The sequence below is a fragment of the Mesorhizobium sp. WSM3873 genome, assembly GCF_001672445.1.
Taxonomy (GTDB): Bacteria; Pseudomonadota; Alphaproteobacteria; order Rhizobiales; family Rhizobiaceae; genus Mesorhizobium.
Genome location: NZ_LYTM01000004.1, coordinates 39,164 through 55,686, shown reverse-complemented (window position 1 = coordinate 55,686; position 16,523 = coordinate 39,164). Strand labels below are relative to the sequence as shown.

12 protein-coding genes and 2 pseudogenes are annotated in these 16,523 nt (G+C 63.3%); 3 read left to right on the top strand and 11 right to left on the bottom strand.

Features of this window, described 5'->3' with window-relative positions; all coding sequences use genetic code 11:
- Nucleotides 1–61 precede the first annotated feature (61 nt).
- The 5 genes and pseudogenes from A9K71_RS03865 to A9K71_RS03845 form a co-directional block, all read right to left on the bottom strand.
- Nucleotides 62–520 carry a carboxymuconolactone decarboxylase family protein gene (locus A9K71_RS03865; protein ID WP_066990592.1) on the bottom strand — a complete coding sequence of 153 codons (459 nt, stop codon included), beginning with the start codon at nt 518–520 and terminating at the stop codon, nt 62–64.
- Between the two features lie 11 nt (nt 521–531).
- The gene (locus tag A9K71_RS03860; protein WP_066990982.1) at nt 532–1,050 is read right to left on the bottom strand and encodes an Rrf2 family transcriptional regulator; all 519 of its coding nucleotides are present in this window, start codon (nt 1,048–1,050) and stop codon (nt 532–534) included.
- A gap of 110 nt (nt 1,051–1,160) precedes the next feature.
- On the bottom strand, nt 1,161–2,474 hold the full coding sequence (preA, locus tag A9K71_RS03855) for an NAD-dependent dihydropyrimidine dehydrogenase subunit PreA (protein ID WP_066990590.1): 1,314 nt from the start codon (nt 2,472–2,474) through the stop codon (nt 1,161–1,163).
- Nucleotides 2,475–2,476: 2 nt separating this feature from the next.
- Complete coding sequence (locus A9K71_RS03850; protein ID WP_066990587.1) at nt 2,477–3,841, bottom strand: NAD(P)-dependent oxidoreductase; 1,365 nt, start codon at nt 3,839–3,841, stop codon at nt 2,477–2,479.
- Nucleotides 3,842–3,952: 111 nt separating this feature from the next.
- Nucleotides 3,953–4,685: pseudogene (locus A9K71_RS03845) on the bottom strand (gamma-glutamylcyclotransferase).
- A 285-nt stretch (nt 4,686–4,970) separates the two neighbouring features.
- Here A9K71_RS03845 and A9K71_RS03840 point away from each other — a divergent pair.
- Complete coding sequence (locus A9K71_RS03840; RefSeq protein ID WP_066990584.1) at nt 4,971–5,747, top strand: VOC family protein; 777 nt, start codon at nt 4,971–4,973, stop codon at nt 5,745–5,747.
- Nucleotides 5,748–5,871: 124 nt separating this feature from the next.
- On the opposite strand, the gene A9K71_RS03835 is transcribed toward A9K71_RS03840, so the two are convergent.
- A complete protein-coding gene (locus A9K71_RS03835) occupies nt 5,872–6,360 on the bottom strand; it encodes a hypothetical protein (protein ID WP_066990580.1) in 489 nt (162 codons plus the stop codon).
- 200 nt (nt 6,361–6,560) lie between these two features.
- Between A9K71_RS03835 and A9K71_RS03830 the strand changes: the two genes are divergently transcribed.
- Entirely contained in the window at nt 6,561–6,953 is a 393-nt protein-coding gene (locus A9K71_RS03830) for a DoxX family protein (protein ID WP_066990576.1), read from the top strand.
- A 26-nt stretch (nt 6,954–6,979) separates the two neighbouring features.
- Here A9K71_RS03830 and A9K71_RS03825 read toward each other — a convergent pair.
- Nucleotides 6,980–9,405, bottom strand: a pseudogene (locus A9K71_RS03825) (FAD-dependent oxidoreductase).
- 218 nt (nt 9,406–9,623) lie between these two features.
- Entirely contained in the window at nt 9,624–11,162 is a 1,539-nt protein-coding gene (locus tag A9K71_RS03820; protein ID WP_066990572.1) for a trimethylamine methyltransferase family protein, read from the bottom strand.
- 211 nt (nt 11,163–11,373) lie between these two features.
- On the opposite strand from A9K71_RS03820, the gene A9K71_RS03815 reads away from it, so the two are divergent.
- Nucleotides 11,374–11,964, top strand: a complete 591-nt coding sequence (locus tag A9K71_RS03815) for a transglycosylase SLT domain-containing protein (RefSeq protein WP_066990569.1) — start codon at nt 11,374–11,376, stop codon at nt 11,962–11,964.
- 20 nt (nt 11,965–11,984) lie between these two features.
- On the opposite strand, the gene A9K71_RS03810 is transcribed toward A9K71_RS03815, so the two are convergent.
- From A9K71_RS03810 to A9K71_RS03800, 3 genes are read right to left on the bottom strand one after another with little or no spacing between them, the layout of a single operon-like run.
- On the bottom strand, nt 11,985–14,195 hold the full coding sequence (locus A9K71_RS03810; protein ID WP_066990565.1) for an ABC transporter ATP-binding protein: 2,211 nt from the start codon (nt 14,193–14,195) through the stop codon (nt 11,985–11,987).
- 50 nt (nt 14,196–14,245) lie between these two features.
- On the bottom strand, nt 14,246–15,403 hold the full coding sequence (locus A9K71_RS03805; protein WP_066990564.1) for an ABC transporter permease: 1,158 nt from the start codon (nt 15,401–15,403) through the stop codon (nt 14,246–14,248).
- Between the two features lie 12 nt (nt 15,404–15,415).
- Nucleotides 15,416–16,450, bottom strand: a complete 1,035-nt coding sequence (locus tag A9K71_RS03800) for an ABC transporter permease (protein ID WP_066990563.1) — start codon at nt 16,448–16,450, stop codon at nt 15,416–15,418.
- Between the last annotated feature and the right edge of the window lie 73 nt (nt 16,451–16,523).

The window sequence follows — 16,523 nt, the reverse complement described above, 5'->3', positions numbered from 1 at the left end:
CAGGCGCGCGGCAAATGAAAGCCGCGCGGAACTGTCTTCGGATCCGCGCGGCTTTGGATAGTCAGGCAGCCTTGGCGGCCGGCATCGGATGGATGGCGTGGAAGGACACGCAGAGCCGATTCCAGGTGTTGATCATGCCGATCACCACTGTCAGCTTGACCAGCTCTTCCTCGGAGAACTGCTCCAGCGTCCTGGCGTAGAGATCGTCCGGAACGCCGTTGTCGGAGATGTTCGTCACCTTCTCGGTCCAGCCGAGCGCGGCGCGCTCGCGCTCGGAAAACAGCGGCGACTCCTTCCAGGCGGCGACCAGATAAAGCCGCTGCTCCGTTTCGCCATCCCGCCTTGCCTCACGGCTGTGCATCTCGACACAATAGGAACAGCCATTGATCTGGGAAGCCCTGAGCTTGACCAGGTGCATCAGGCTTTCTTCCAGCCCGCACTCCTCGACGGCCTTGTTGAGCGCCATCACCGCCTTCATGATTTCAGGCGCCTTGGCGAAGAATTGCAGCCTCTGTTTCATTCTCTTACCTTTCACGCTTTGCTTGGTTGTTGAACTTTCTGCAGCCGCTGATGGCGTTCGACGAAGGCGCAGCTTGCGGCGACGGTGCGGGGATCGGCGTCGTTCATGAAATCGGCGACGATGTCGGAGAGCTTTGCCTCGGCAAGGGCGGCACGATAGGCGCGCTCGGCCTTCAGCATCGCGGCATTGATGCCGCACGGTTTGACATAGGCCGACGCGTCTAGCTTGACCGGCCCGCGCTGGCGGATCTCTCCGCAGCGGAAGGCCGGCTCCCTGCCCTCGACCGCAAGCACGATGTCGAGCAGCGTGATCCGCTCGGCCGGTCGCGCCAGCCTGTAGCCGCCTGCCGGCCCCGGCACCGATTCCAGGATGCGCGCCGTTGTCAGCTGATTGAGATGCTTCAAGAGATAGCTCGGCGACAGGCCGAACGCCTCGGCCATGGCCGCGCCCGACATGGTGCTGTTGCCGTCGACGCCGGCAAGCATGGCGGCGCAGTGGATCGCCGCTTCGACGCCCTCTCCCAGCTTCACGATCTTTGGCTCCAATTCATGGATAGTTCCTATCATGGATAATTCTTATCTGCAATATAGGTAACGAAAAACGGCACCCGAAGGCGCCGCATTTCTTTCAAAAGTGTTCCCTACTCCGCGGCCACCTTGGCCATCGGATTGTTCGGATGCGTCGTCCAGTTGGCGTAGACCGGCGACACCGGTATGCCCGTGCGCTGATCCAGCACGCCGGCGGCCAGCGGTTCCATGGTGATGCAGCCCTCGACCGGGCAGACATTGACGCAAAGATTGCACCCGACGCATTCGGCCTCGATCACCTCGAAATGCCTGACGCCGTCGACCATGCTGGTGATCGCCTGGTGCGAGGTGTCCTCGCAGGCGATGTGGCAGCGCCCGCATTTGATGCACGCGTCCTGGTCGATATGCGCCTTGGCGACATAGTTGAGGTTGAGATACTGCCAGTCCGTGACATTGGGTGTGGCGCGGCCGATGATGTCGGACAGCGAGGCGTGGCCCTTCTCGTCCATCCAGTTCTCCAGCCCCGCGATCATCTCCTGCACGATCTTGAAACCATAGGTCATTGCCGCCGTGCAGACCTGCACGTTGCCGGCGCCGAGTGCCATGAATTCGGCAGCATCCCGCCAGGTTGTGATGCCGCCGATGCCCGAGATTGGCAGGCCGTGCGTTTCCGGATCGCGCGCGATCTCGGCCACCATGTTCATCGCGATCGGCTTCACCGCCGGGCCGCAATAGCCGCCATGCGAGCCCTTGCCGTCGATGGTCGGCTGCGGCGCAAAACTGTCGAGGTCGACCCCGGTGATCGAGTTGATGGTGTTGATCAGCGACACCGCGTCGGTGCCGCCGGCTTTGGCGGCCCGCGCCGGCTTGCGGATGTCGGTGATGTTCGGCGTCAGCTTGGTGATGACCGGCATGCGCGTGTACTGCTTGCACCAGCGCACCACCATCTCGATATATTCCGGCACCTGGCCCACCGCCGAGCCCATGCCGCGTTCGCTCATGCCGTGCGGGCAGCCGAAATTGAGCTCGATGCCGTCGGCGCCGGTCTCCTCGACCAGCGGCAGGATCGCCTTCCAGCTTTCCTCCTCGCAAGGCACCATGATCGAGGCGACCAGCGCCCGATCCGGCCAGTTCATCTTCACCTGCTTCATCTCGCGCAGATTGGTCTGCAGGTCGCGGTCGGTGATCAGCTCGATATTGTTCAGGCCGAGCAGCCGGCGGTCGGCGCCCCAGATCGCGCCGTAGCGCGGGCCGTTGACGTTGACGACCGGCGGGCCCTCTTCGCCAAGCGTCTTCCAGACCACGCCGCCCCAGCCGGCTTTGAAGGCGCGTTCGACATTATAGGCCTTGTCGGTCGGCGGCGCCGAAGCCAGCCAGAACGGATTTGGCGACTTGATGCCGGCGAAGGTGTTGCGGATGTCTGCCATGCTCATGCCCTCCCGTTAGAGGTCAGTGCCCGGTGGATGGATTCGGCGGCGTCGCGGCCTTGCGCCACGGCCGAGACCGTCAGGTCATCGCCGCCGAAGATGCAGTCGCCGCCCGCCCAGACTTTCGCCAGCGAGGTGCGGCCCTCGGCATCGACCCTGATGCGGCCGCCATCGAGCTCGATGGAGGCAACGCTGCCGTTGAGATGAGCCGGCACAAAGCTCTGGCCAATCGCCTTGAACACCTGGTCGGCGTTGAGCCTCAGCATTTCGCCGGTACCGGCGAGCTTGTCGCCATTCATGGCTGTGTATTCGAGCTCGATCGCCGACACTTTGCCGTTCTCAGCGATGACGCGCTTCGGCTGCAGCCAGTGGCGGATCGTGACGCCGTTCGCGGCGGCCAGATCCTGCTCGAAGCCGGAGGCATTCATATGCTCCTGGCCGCGCCGGTAGCAGATCGTCACCTCCTCGGCGCCGAGCAGCTTCGACTGCACCGCGGCGTCGATCGCCGTCATGCCGCCGCCGATGACGACGACGCGGCGGCCGACCGGCAGGCTGGAAAGGTCGCTTGCCTGCCTGAGTTCGGCGATGAACTCGACTGCGTTGGCGACGCCATCCGTATCCTCGCCTTCGGCGCGCAGCGCATTGACGCCGCCGAGCCCGAGGCCAAGGAACACCGCATCGTAGTTGCGGATCAGGTCGGAAAGCTGGAAGTCCCGTCCGAGCGCTTTGCCGTTCTGGATGTCGATGCCGCCGATCGCGGTGACGTAGTCGACCTCGGCCTGAGCGAAATCGTCGACGCTCTTGTAAGCCGCGATGCCGTATTCATTGAGGCCGCCGGCCTTCGGCCGTGCTTCGAGGATCGTCACATCGTGGCCGTGGCGGGCCAAGCGATGCGCCGCCGCCAGGCCCGCTGGCCCGGCGCCGACCACGGCGACCGTTTTTCCGGTCGGTTCGGCGCGCTTGTAGAACTGCTTGCCCTCATCCATCGCGACATCGGTCGCATAGCGCTGCAGCCGGCCGATCTGCACCGGCTTGCCCTCCGCGACCTCGCGCACGCAGACCTCTTCGCACAGCGTCTCCGTCGGGCAGACGCGGGCGCACATGCCGCCAAGAATGTTCTGGTCGAAAATGGTCTTGGCCGAGCCCAGCGGATTGCCGGTCGCGATCTGCCGGATGAACAACGGGATATCGATCGAGGTCGGGCATGCATTCATGCACGGCGCATCGTAGCAGAAATAGCAGCGATCGGCCTCAACCAGCGCCTCGTGGTGATCGAGCGGCGGGTGCAGGTCGGAAAAATTATCGGCGTATTGCTCCGCAGACAGCCGGCCGCCGGCTATGCCTTCGATGAAATGACCAGTCGCCATTCCAGTTCCCCTTGTTTGTTTTGAGGAAGGCTAGCACGTTTTATTTTTTTATCCATTGGTCAATTTTCGGCCAAGCTGCTGTATTGCTTGGACAAAACATGATAGTCGTACTCATATTATCGCCACGCCGATGTCTGTCGGTTCAGCGCTTTCAATCCTGGAGGGATGGATCGACCTGATCTCGTCTGCCACGAGTTCCTGCAGGCGCCACAGATTGCGGTCATGGATGCCGAATGTTTCGAGGTGGCTGACGGTGTTGTAAAGATATTCGGCGCCGGAACCGACATGGCCGCATGCGCGTGCCAGTGTCTTTGCCACCCTTTCGAGCGGCTGCCTCAGCGACGTGCCCCTGCCCGTCACCCCGATCCAGAAGCTCAGCGCTTCGCAGCGATCCTTGCGCCGTGCGTACCGGGACCCAGCGGACCGAACTGACGCTTTCATGATGGTCGATTTCTCGCCGCAGCAATCTCTCGATCTGGGCGGGCTTCTCGCCATCCGGCAGACGATAGATGACGCCGTCACAACGGCCGCCGCGCTCGAGCGCCATCATCAATCCCGGCTGCGCGGCGCTGCCTCGCCAGCGCACCATGTCGAGGCAGAAGGAGCGATGCCAGCTATAGGCGGAGGCGCGGCGTTGCTCGATGGATTCCAACGCCGGCTTCCAGATCAGCGAGCCATAAGCGAACACCCAGAGCGGCCCCTCGTCGGCCTCGTCTGACAGGCGCGAGGCGAGCGCGCGGAAATCGTCGTCGTTAAGCTGCGTCCAGTCCCCGCTCGGACCTGGGTCGAGCTCCTCGCGATGGCACAAAGCCACAAGCTCCGGCGTAAGCGACATTCGACGCATGGAAGACAGCCCCCTCATTTTGCCCGCAGCAAAGTCCAAAACCCCGGGCCATGCAAGATCGCGGGGCCTGAAGCACTTCGCGCAGAAACGGATTCGGGCGACGCACTTTAAGCTCCGTTTTTGATGCGTGTCGGCCGCCCAAAAACCGCTGCGCATTTTTGAGTGACACGCATGAGCGCCTTGCCGTTCTCGATTTCTGGTCCAGATGTCGGATTTCTGTCGCCGAGATCGTCCTATGATGGATCGGAACCGCGATCGCTGCCTGAACCGGTGAGGAGACCGACCATGCCGAATGCCGCAAAACCCTTCTTCTGGTACGAACTGATGACCACCGACCTCGACGCCGCCGAGGCTTTTTATACTGCCGTCGTCGGCTGGCGGGCCGAGCCCTTCGACAAGGCGCCGGGCATGCCGCGCTATATCGTGATGAATTCCAGCCTGCGCGGCGTCGGCGGTTTGATGACGATGCCAGAGGATGCCGCCAAGATGGGCATGCCGCCGGCCTGGCTCGGCTACATCTACACCAAGGACGTCGATGCCTCGACGAAGGCGCTCAAGGAGGCCGGCGGTGCCGTTCATCGCGCGCCGGATGATATTCCCGGCGTCGGTCGCTTCGCCGTCGTCGCCGACCCGCAGGGCGCGACCTTAATGTTCCTGCAGCCCAACCAGCCCGAGCAGCCGCCGGTACCCGCTACCACGCCCGGCCATGTTGGCTGGCACGAGCTCTACACCTCGGACTGGAAAGCCGCTTTCGACTTCTATTCCAGCCAGTTCGGCTGGGAGAGCGTCGGTCAGTTCGACATGGGCGAGATGGGCATCTACCAGACCTTCGGCGCCGGCCCCGAATCCGGCGGCGGCATGATGAACAAGCCGCCGCAGATCCCGGTCCCGGTCTGGCAGTTCTATTTCAACGTCGACGCAATCGACGCCGCCGCCAAGCGCGTCACCGACAATGGCGGCAAGGTATTGATGGGACCGATGGAGGTGCCGAGCGCGCAGTGGATCATCCAATGCCAGGACCCGCAGGGCGCGCATTTCGCGCTGCTGGCGCCTGGGCGATAGAAACTGCCGCCCCTGTTGTGCGGCAGATGTCCGGTCCACCCTCCGCAGCCGCAACGCAGCTGCTGCGGAGGTCTGGCCGGGCAGAGGGGGCGCTGGCCCGGCGCCGGCGTCGCCCTCTTGGGCGTCACTCCGGCGTCAGCACCGCCACTTTGAGATCGGCCTTCTTGGCGCCGCTGAGCTGCACGGTGGCCGGACCGGCGGACAGCTTGAAGCGCACGCTCTTGCGAATGCCCGGGCAGGTCTTTGCGCGGCTGAAGCCCGCCGACTTCACGGCGCGGCCGTCTTGGACGACATCGATCCAGACCTCATCGGACAGGCTGAACTGGAGCTCGCCTTCAGCCGGTACGGTCACGCTTGCCATCGCGCCGAACGTGCCGGCTGCCGGTGCACGTCCAGGCGGAACTTCGAAGCCGATCGTGTCGACCGCTGCAAGTGAGAAATCCGCCGCTTGCCCGACTGTCAGGGCCGCGCCGGACTGGGCGGCGGACGCTGACGGAAACAGGGCCTGCTCGCGTGTCACCGGCCATTTGAAGGCATCACAACCAGCATCGGCAGCTATGGCGAAGCTCGTGCCTGCAAGGAATGCGAAGAGGCTGATGGCGAATTTTTGCATGGCGATTGGATTCCCGGATCATTTGGTGTATCCGCGCACCAATACAACTTATGAGAGACGATTGCAACCATGGAGAGAGTGGACGAGAAGACATGAAACCATGCCCACTCACCGATTGTTGATGGCGGGGCATGGGAAGTGAATGGTCCGCTTCCGGGCGATAAATTATGGCGGGTCGAGAAGGGCAAGATGGAGTTTAGATGAAGCTTTTTGAAGGTCTCTCCCGCTATCAGCCGCAGGCGCTGGGCGTGCTTCGCATCATGACGGCGCTGCAGTTCACCGAGCACGGCACCCAGAAGCTGTTCAATTTCCCCGCCGGCGCCCATGCCGGGGCGCTGACGGGGCTCGCGCTGACGTCCGCAATCCTTGAATTCGCCGGCGGCATCCTGCTGGCGCTGGGGCTGTTGACCCGCCCCGTGGCGTTCCTGCTCTGCGGCGAAATGGCCATCGCCTATTTCATGGCGCATTTCCCGCGCGACTTCTTCCCCGTCAACAATGGCGGCGACGCGGCGATCTCGTTCTGCTTCATTTTCCTCTATCTGGTCTTTGCCGATCCCGGCGCTTTCGCGCTCGACAACCGCCGCAGCGCCTGATGCCCTGTGCGGACGCGCGCCTGTTTTCAGGCGCGCATCCGCTCGAAATTGGCATCGAACAGCGGCGTTGCCTGAATGCGCGCGGCGTGGCGCTTGCCGAGGATCTCGATCTCGAAGCCGTCGGGCCTGTCGGCGATCTCCTTCGGCACGTAGCCCATGGCAATCGACTTCTTTGCATTATGCGCATAGCCGCCGGACGTGACCCAGCCGCGCACGACGCCGTCGTGCCAGATCGCCTCGTCGCCGATGACGTCGGCATCAGTAGCCTCGACGATGAAGGCGCGCAGCCGGAGCTTGCCGCCTTGCTTGCGCTCGGCAAGTGCTGCTTCCTTGCCGATGAACCGGCCTCCTTGCCGTAGGCGACGAAACGGTCGAGCCCGGCCTCGAGCGGTCCGTAGATCGGCCGGTATTCGCGCGCCCATGAGCCGTAATTCTTTTCGAGCCTGAGCGCATTGAGCGCGCGCGACCCGAACAGGCCGATGCCGAATTCCTCGCCGGCCGTGATCAGCGCCTGGTAGGCGGCGCGCTGATACTCCGGCGCCATCCAGATCTCGTAGCCGAGATCGCCGGTGTAGCTGACGCGGCCGACAAGACACGGCGCCATGCCGATATCCATCGTGGCGACGGCCATGAAGGGGAACGCCGGGTTTGAGACATCCGCGCGGGTGACTTTGGCCAGCACCGCCCTCGCCTTCGGCCCGGCGATGGCTAGGCCGGTGAGCTTCTGCCCCAGCGATTTTATCTGCACCGAGCCGTCCTTCGGCAGATGCGCCTCGAACCAGCGCATATGGTACTGCTCGGCGACGCCGGAGCCGGCGACGAACCAGTCGCCCTCGCCGACATTGGCGAGCGTGAAATCGCCGATCAGCTTGCCGTCTTCCTTCAGCATCGGCGCCAGCGTCATGCGGCCGGGCTTGGGCAGCCTGCAGGCAAGCAGACGGTCGAGCCAGGCTGCCGCCCCCTCGCCCGTCACCTTGTACTTGGCAAAGCTTGAGATCTCCGAGAGGCCGACGCCGTTGCGGACGGCGGCCACTTCGCTGCCGACATGGTCGAAATCGGTCGACCGCCGCCACGAGAACTCGTCCTTGACGCCTTCGGGCGCATACCAGAGCGGCACTTCCAGCCCAAAGGCGACGCCCCATTGCGCGCCTTTGGCCGACAATGTGTCGTAAAGGGGCGTTGTCTTCAGCGGCCGTCCGGCCGGCAGTTCCTCGTTCGGGAAGCGGATCGAGAAGCGGCGCGAGTAATTCTCGCGCACCTTGGCGTTGGTGTAGGTCATCGTCGCCCAGTCGCCGTAGCGCGCCACGTCCATCGCCCAGATATCGGCGCCGGGATCACCCTCGATCATCCAGTTTGAGAGCGCCAGGCCAACACCGCCGCCTTGAGAAAAACCCGCCATGACGCCGCAGGCGACCCAGAAGCCCGGCAGGCCGCGCACCGGACCGACCAGCGGATTGCCATCCGGCGCAAAGGTGAAGGGGCCATTGATGATCTGCTTGATCCCGGTTTTCTGAAAGGCCGGGAAGTGACGGAAGCCGACTTCGAGCGAGGGCGCGATACGGTCGATATCCGGCTCCAAGAGCTCATGGCCGAAATTCCAGGGTGTGGAGAATTCGGACCAGACCTTGTTGGCTTTCTCGTAGGTGCCCATCAGCATGCCGCCGCGCTCCTGGCGCAGATAGAGCTCGCCGTCGAAGTCGACCGCATGGATGATTTCCGTGCCGGTCTTCTTGTTCCAGTCGGCGACCTCCGGCATGTCCTCGGTGATCAGATACATGTGCTCCATGGCGAGCACCGGCAGTTCGAGCCCGACCATGCGGCCGACCTCGCGCGCCCAAAGCCCGCCGGCGTTGACGACATGCTCGGTGATCACATCGCCCTTGTTGGTGATGACCCGCCACAGCCCGTCGGGCCGGCGCACGATGTCCTCGACCTTGGTGAAGCGCTCCACTTCCGCACCCAGCTTCCGCGCCGCCTTGGCGTAAGCGTGGGTGACGCCGGAGGGATCGAGATGGCCGTCCTCCTTGTTGCGCACGGCGCCGACGAATTGCTTCGGATCGATGAGCGGCATCAACTCGGCCGCTTCCTTCGCCGAGATCACCTCGAGGTCGATGCCGAGATAGCGGCCCTTGGAGACGACGCCGCGCAGCCAGTCGAGCCGCGCCTCGGTTGCTGCCAAGAGCACGCCGCCGGTCAGATGCACCCCCGTCGCCTGGCCGGAAAGCTCCTCGATCTCCTTGTAGAGCGAGATCGTGTATTTCTGCAGCTTGGCGACGTTGGGATCGCCGTTGATGGTGTGCATGCCGCCGGCCGCGTGCCAGGTCGAGCCCGAGGTCAGCTCATCGCGCTCCAGAAGCACCACGTCCGTCCAGCCGTGGCGGGCAAGATGGAACAGCACGGAACATCCTACAACACCGCCGCCGATGACCACGACCTTTGCATGCGACTTCATGGGTTCTTCTCGTTGTTTCAGTGAGTTGGATGACTGAGTGGATTCAGGATGAGAGGCATGTCTCTCCTCAAACGTCGGCGCTGCCCCTCACCTTGCCCTCTCCCCGTGAAAAACGGGGAGAGGGGTCGCCAGCGCTGTAGCGCTTCCCTTCTCCCCGTCCTTCACGGGGAGAAGGTGCTGGAAGGCGGATGAGGGGCGGCGCCAGCGTTCCAAAACCGTCACGGCTCGCCCTGCCCGATCGCTTCCTTGCGGCGCGCCATATAGACTTCAAGTGCCTCGCGCACGGCTGGGTCCATTGTCGGCTGAACGTACTCTCCCAGCGCCTTCTTCCAGAGCCGGGTCGCGCGCGCCGTCGTGTCAAGCGCGCCGGCCTCCTGCCAAGCCTCGTAGTTCTGCCAGTTGGAGAGCATCGGCTGATAGAAGGCGGTGGCATAGCGTTCAAGCGTATGCGGCTCGCCGAAGAAGTGGCCGCCGGTGGGCACGGCGCCCAATGCGTCGACCGCCAATTCGCCTTCGTCGACCACGATCGGTCGCAGGAATTCCATCATGTGCTGCATCATCTCGACATCGATGATGAGTTTTTCGAATGAGGCCGTCAGTCCGCCCTCCTGCCAGCCGGCGGCATGATAGACGAGGTTGCCGTGGCCAAGCACGGCACCCCACAGCGCCATCAGCGTCTCGTAGGCGCCTTGCGCATCGGCGGCATTGGACGCCGAGCCCGGCGTCGTGCGGTACGGCAGATTGTAGCGCCGCGCCAATTGCCCGGAGGCGATGTTGGCCTTGGTGTTCTCCGGCGTGCCGAAGGCCGGCGCGCCGGACTTCATGTCGACATTGGAAGTGAAGGCGCCATACATCACCGGCGCGCCGGGCCGCACCAACTGGGTCAGCACGATGCCGAACAGTGCCTCGGCATTTTGCTGCGCCAGCGCGCCGGCAAGCGTCACCGGGCTCATCGCGCCCATCAGCGTGAACGGCGTCACCGCCACCGACTGGCCGAACTCGGCCATGGTCATCAGCCCTTCGGCCATCATCTCGTCGAAGCGGCGCGGCGAGTTGACGGAAATGATGGTGGTGACGCCGGGATCCCGGCCGATCTGGTCGAGAGTCAAGCCACGCGCGATCGCCATCATCTCGATGCCGTCCAGCGCCCTGCCCCGGCCGATCGCCGAGACATGGAAGCATTTGTCGGTCAGCGTCAGATTGGCGAAGTAGGTGTCGAGGTGCCGCGAATTCGCCGGCAGCTCGATCGGCGCGCAGACCTGGTTCCCCAGCATGTGGATGCAGTTGAAATGCTGCGCCAGCCGGACGAGATCGCAATAGTCGGCGAGATTGCCGGCGCGGCGGCCGCGCTCCATGTCGTGCACATTGGGCGGCCCGGCCACCAGCGTGAAGTTGATCGTGTTGCCGCCGAGATAAACGGCGTGAGCCGGGTTGCGTGGCGTAAGTGTGTAGCCGGCCTGTGTCGTCTTCAGCGCTTCGTCGACCATGCCCCGATCGAGGCGCACATTCATCGAGCTGTGATCGACCTTCGCGCCGGCGCGTTCGAACAGCGCGAGCGCTCGCGGGCTCATCACCTCGATGCCGAAATTTTCGAGAATATGCATCGAGGCCTGATGAATGGCCTCGATCTGGTCGGCCGAAAGCACCGCCATCGGCGGATAAGGGTTGACCACGCGCCGTGGCGGCAGCTGCGGAATGGCGGCCGGCCCGCGGTTGCTGGTCCGTTCGGCGCCGCGTTTTCGTCTTGGTTCGGTCATGCGTCTATCAGAGCGCCGACCTCAGGCGCGAGCTGTCAGGAATTCGCCATTTGCCGGCGTGATTTTAGTCAAGGCGGCATTTTTTCATTCTGATGAAGACAAATACGACGAACGACGTCGAAATATCGATAGAGCCAGGGTCGAGGCGCCTCGGCCGGCGTTAAGGAAGCTCGAAAGACTCCGTTTATGATTTCGGCCTATTCGTCTGCCGATGCCTAGCTCGAGTTTTAGTAAAATTGTCGGTGTCTCTGTGCTGCTGGCGCTTTCGGCCTGCGCGACGGCGCCCAGCCACATCAACAATGTCTGCGCCGTCTTCGACCAGAATGACGGCTGGTTCGACAACTGGCAGTCCGCCGCCGAGCGCACCGAACAAAAATACGGCATTCCCGTTCCGGTGCTGATGGCGACGGTGCGCAAGGAATCCGGCTTCAAGAGCAACGCCCGGCCGCCGCGCACCAAGCTCCTCGGCTTCATTCCCTGGAAGCATGTCTCCACCGCCGCGGGCTATTCGCAGGCGCTGGACGGCACCTGGTCGCAATATCAGATGGAGACCGGCAACTGGGCAGCGCGCCGCAGCCGTTTCGCCGACGCCATCGACTTCGTCGGCTGGTATCATTCCAAGACTGTCGACAGCTTCGGCGTCGCCCGCAACGACACCTACAGTCTCTATCTCGCCTACTATCTCGGCTGGTCGGCCTACGGACGCGGCAATCGCGGCGATGCCGGCGTGCAGAACTACGCGCGCGCCACCGACCAAATGGCCCGCGACTACGCCGCCCAGTTGCGGCAATGTGGGAGCTGAGGCCGGGACCCGGCGAAGTTTTAGTTCGGCTTCGGCCTCTTGCCCCTCGGGCGCTTGGGCGGGGTGCCGGCAAAACCCGGCCCGGTGCCGTGCGGCGCGTCGTCCGGCACGCCTTCATGTGCCGCATGCTCCTTGTCGAACTTGATGACCGGCTCCATCTTCGCCAAGACATCGTCCGACAGCCAGCACAGGCTCATATGGCCGTTGCCGAGATTCTTCACCGGCGGCACCGTCGTCTCGCACAGATTGTCCGGCACCAGCTTCTTGTAGCCGCAGCGCGTCTGGAAGGGGCATCCGGTCGGCGGGTTCATCGCCGATGGGATATCGCCTTCGAGCACGATGTGCTTCTTGACCACGCTGGTGTCGGCGATCGGGATCGCCGAGAGCAGCGCTTCCGTGTAGGGATGGTAGGGCGGCGAGAAGATCTGGTCCGTCGTGCCCTGCTCGACGATATAGCCGAGATACATGACGACGACGCGGTCGGCGATGTAGCGCACCACGGACAGGTCGTGGCTGATGAACAACATGGTCGTCTTGTTCTTGCGCTGGATGTCCATCAAGAGTTCGGTCACCGCCGCCTGCACCGAGACGTCGAGCGCCGAAACCGGCTCGTCGGCCACCACCACCTTGGCGTCGCCAGCGAAGGCGCGGGCCACGCCGATGCGCTGCTTCTGGCCGCCTGAGAGCTGGCGCGGCTTGCGGGTCTCGAAGGCCCGCGGCAGCTTCACCAGGTCGAGCAGCTCCAGCATGCGCTTGCGCCGCTCGGCGACGGTCTTGCCGACATTGAACTTCTCCAGCGTGCGGATGATCTGCGAGCCGACCGTATGGCTGGGGTTCAGCGTGTCGAACGGGTTCTGGAAAACCATCTGGATCGACGACACTGTCTCGACATTGCGGCTCTCGATGCCGGTAGACTGGATCTCCTTGTTGCCCAGCGTCACGGTGCCCGAGCTTGCGGTCTCAAGCCCCAAAAGCACCTTGGCGAGCGTCGATTTCCCGCAGCCGGACTCGCCGACGATTGCGACCGTTTCGGACTCGCGCGCGGTGAACGAAATCGTCTCGTTGGCCTTGACGACGCGGCCTTCGCTCGAGCCGAACACCTCGCTGCCGCCGACCTTGTAGTACTTCTTGAGATTGTCGATCTTGAGCACCGGCGCGCCGGGCTCGACCTTTTCGTTGACCTTCTTGGCGCCGGGCGGCAGCGCTTCCCAGTCGATCTCGTTAAAGCGCACGCAGCGCGAGAAATGGCCCTCATGCCCCTCGACGGCAACCATCGGAATTTCGGCGGCGTTGCAGACGCCCTCGACGAAATGGTGACAGCGGGGTCCGAAATTGCATCCCTTCGGCCGCTCATGCGGCAGCGGCAATTGGCCGGGAATGGAGATCAGCGGCCGCGAATTCTTGTCGGCGCCAGGCAGCGGAATCGAGCGGAACAGCCCTTGCGTATAGGGGTGGCGCATCCGGTCGAACACGTCCTCGATCTTGCCGGTCTCGACCGCCTCGCCGGAATACATCACCGTGATCTTGTCGCAGGTCTCGAGAATGAGGCCGAGATTGTGCGACACGAAGATCATCGAGGTGCCGAACTTCTGGCCCAGCCCCTTGACCAGTTCGACGATGCCGGCCTCGACGGTGACGTCGAGCGCCGTCGTCGGCTCGTCGAGGAGCAGCAGCGCCGGTTTCGACAGCAGCGCCATGGCGATGACGATGCGCTGCTGCTGGCCGCCCGAAAGCTGGTGGGGATAGGAGCGCATCATGCGCTCCGGATCGGGCAGCTTGACCGCGCGCACCATCTCCAGTGCACGGTTATGGGCCTCTTCCTTCGAGACCTTGTCGTGGATCAGCGGCACTTCCATCAATTGCTGGCCGACCTTCATCGCCGGATTGAGGCTCGCCATCGGCTCCTGATAGATCATGGCGATCTTGTTGCCGCGGATCGCCCGAAGCTCCTCGTCGGACATCTCGCCCATGTCCCTGCCCTGGAACTTGATGCGGCCGCCGACGATCTTTCCGATGTTTGAGAGGTCGCGCATGATGCCGAGCGACACGGTCGACTTGCCGCAGCCGGATTCGCCGACGATGCCCATCGCCTCGCCGGGCATGACCGTGCAGGAAAAGTCCATCACCGCCGGGATCTCGCCCTTGCGGGTGAAGAAGGAGATCGAGAGGTTCTCGATCTCGATGATCGGCCCATTGGTCGTCTTGGCTGGATCTCGAACTGCCTCGTTCATGGGTCGCTCCAATCCTTGCTTCCTGGAAGATGGGGCCCGAAGCCCCGCCATCAATCCTTCATCGACTGTTCGCGCAGCGAATCCGCCAAAAGGTTCAGGCCCAGCACGAACGACATCAGCGCGATCGTCGGCGGCAGCGCCGGGTGGATGAAGGAGCGCAAGAGCCGGCTGGCATCCTTGATCGCGGTGCCCCAGTCGGGACTCTCGGGCGCCAGCCCCAGGCCGAAATAACCCAGCGTGCCGAGCAGGATCGTCGTATAGCCGATGCGCAGGCAGGCATCGACGATCAGCGGTCCGCGTGCATTGGGCAGGATTTCCCACAGCATGATGTACCAGGGCGATTCACCGCGTGTCTGCGCCGCCGCCACGTAGTCGCGCGTCTTGATATCCATGGTCAGCCCGCGCACGATGCGGAACACGCCGGGGCTGGAAGCGAACACCACCGCCACGAAAATGTTGAGCTGGTTGGGATCGATGTGGACGATCCTCAGCGGATCCTTGTCGAAGACGAGGCCCGTATAGATCCAGCCCCCGATGACGAGCGTCAGGCCGAGCAGGATATAGAGCCGGTCCGGTCGGTTCTTGTAGCGGGTCCAGAACAGCACGCAGAAGAAGATGATCGGGAACAGGAAGAACAGCCCCGCCAGGGCGTACGGGATAGGCGTATCCATGATGCCTGGCGTCACCAGCAGGTAGAACAAAAGGATCACCGGGAAGGCCAGCACCAGATTGGCGAGGAACGACAGCACCGTGTCGATCTTGCCGCCGTAGTAACCGGCCGGCAGGCCGAGCGTGATGCCGACCATCAGCGCAAAACCGGTCGCCGCCGGCGCGATGATCAGCACGATCTGGCTGCCATAGACCATGCGCGAGAACACGTCGCGGGCGAGCTTGTCGCCGCCGAAATAGTAGACGAGCTTCGAAGTCGGCTCGATCGCGCCGGGCAGCGTATCCTTCATGATCGACACCTGGGCCAGCGGATCGAAAGGCGAGATGGTCGAGGCGAAGATCGCCGTGAACAGCCAGAACAGGCAGATGCCGACGCCGGCAATGCCGACGCCGCTGTCAAAGAGCTGGCCGTAGAGCCCGAGCTTCTTCTTGTAGGTAAAGCTAACGCCCATCACCAGGACTAGCGCGACCCATACCGGCCAGAAGCGCCAAAGGACGCCGAGCACGACATCGAAGGCACCGATATATTCGATCTGCATCCGCCCTGCCCCCTATTGAACTCTGATGCGCGGATTGAGAAACGCGTAGCCGACATCCGAGATGAGTTGGGTGATCAGCACGATGAACACCGAGACCAGCGAGCAGCCGAGCAGAAGGTCGATGTCGTTGTTGCCGGCGGCCTCGACCAGCGTGTAGCCGAAACCCTGGTAGCGGAACATCACCTCGACGATGACGACGCCGGTGAGCAGCCACGGGAACTGCAGCATGATGACGGTGAAAGGCGCGATCAGCGCGTTGCGTAGCGCATGCTTGATCACCACACTGCCGAAGGAGAGCCCCTTGAGGCGGGCCGTGCGGATATACTGCTGCGTCATCACCTCGACCATCGAGGCCCGTGTCATGCGTGCGATATAGCCGGTGCCGTAGATCGCCAGCGTGATCACCGGCAGGGTGAAATTGTAGAAGGTGATGCCCTGGCTGGCGGATGCCGCCGAGCCGTTCAGCCAGCCCAACCATGAGGCGAAGATGACGGTGAAGATGACGCCCGACACATATTCGGGCGTCGCCGTCGAGGCGATCGAGGCCACCGACAGGGTCCGGTCCGTTCGCGAGCCTTCGCGCATGCCGGCAAGGATGCCGATGAGCAAAGAGATCGGCACCATCACCGCCAGCACCCAGAACATCAATATGCCGGTGGCGCCGAGTGCCGGAAACAGCTTGGCCGCGACCGTCGTCTTGAACTTGGTCGAACAGCCGAAATCGCCCTGCAGCACGCCGGAGAATTTCGGCTCGACCGGGTCGTTGCAGAAGGAGAAGCGCTGCGTCACCTTGCCGGTGGCAGGATCGGTGATCGGCTGCTTGGGCAGGACGCCCAGCCATTGGCCGTAGCGCGCAAAGAAGTTCTGCCGGTAGCCGTGATTGGCCAGCCAGCTTTCGAGCTGTTCGGCCGACGTGTGCATCTCGGTCTGGCTGATCGCCAGCTTCTTCAAGTTGGGCTCGAGATTGACGAGAAAGAAGACGACCAGCGTCAGGCATAGCATCGTGAGCAGAATCGTGCCGATGCGTCTGGCAATGAATGAGAACATGCGCGCTCCCCTGCCGGCCGGGTTGGGGTCAGATAGGTTCAACCCTGTGTCGGATACCTTGTGAGGCTCCGCC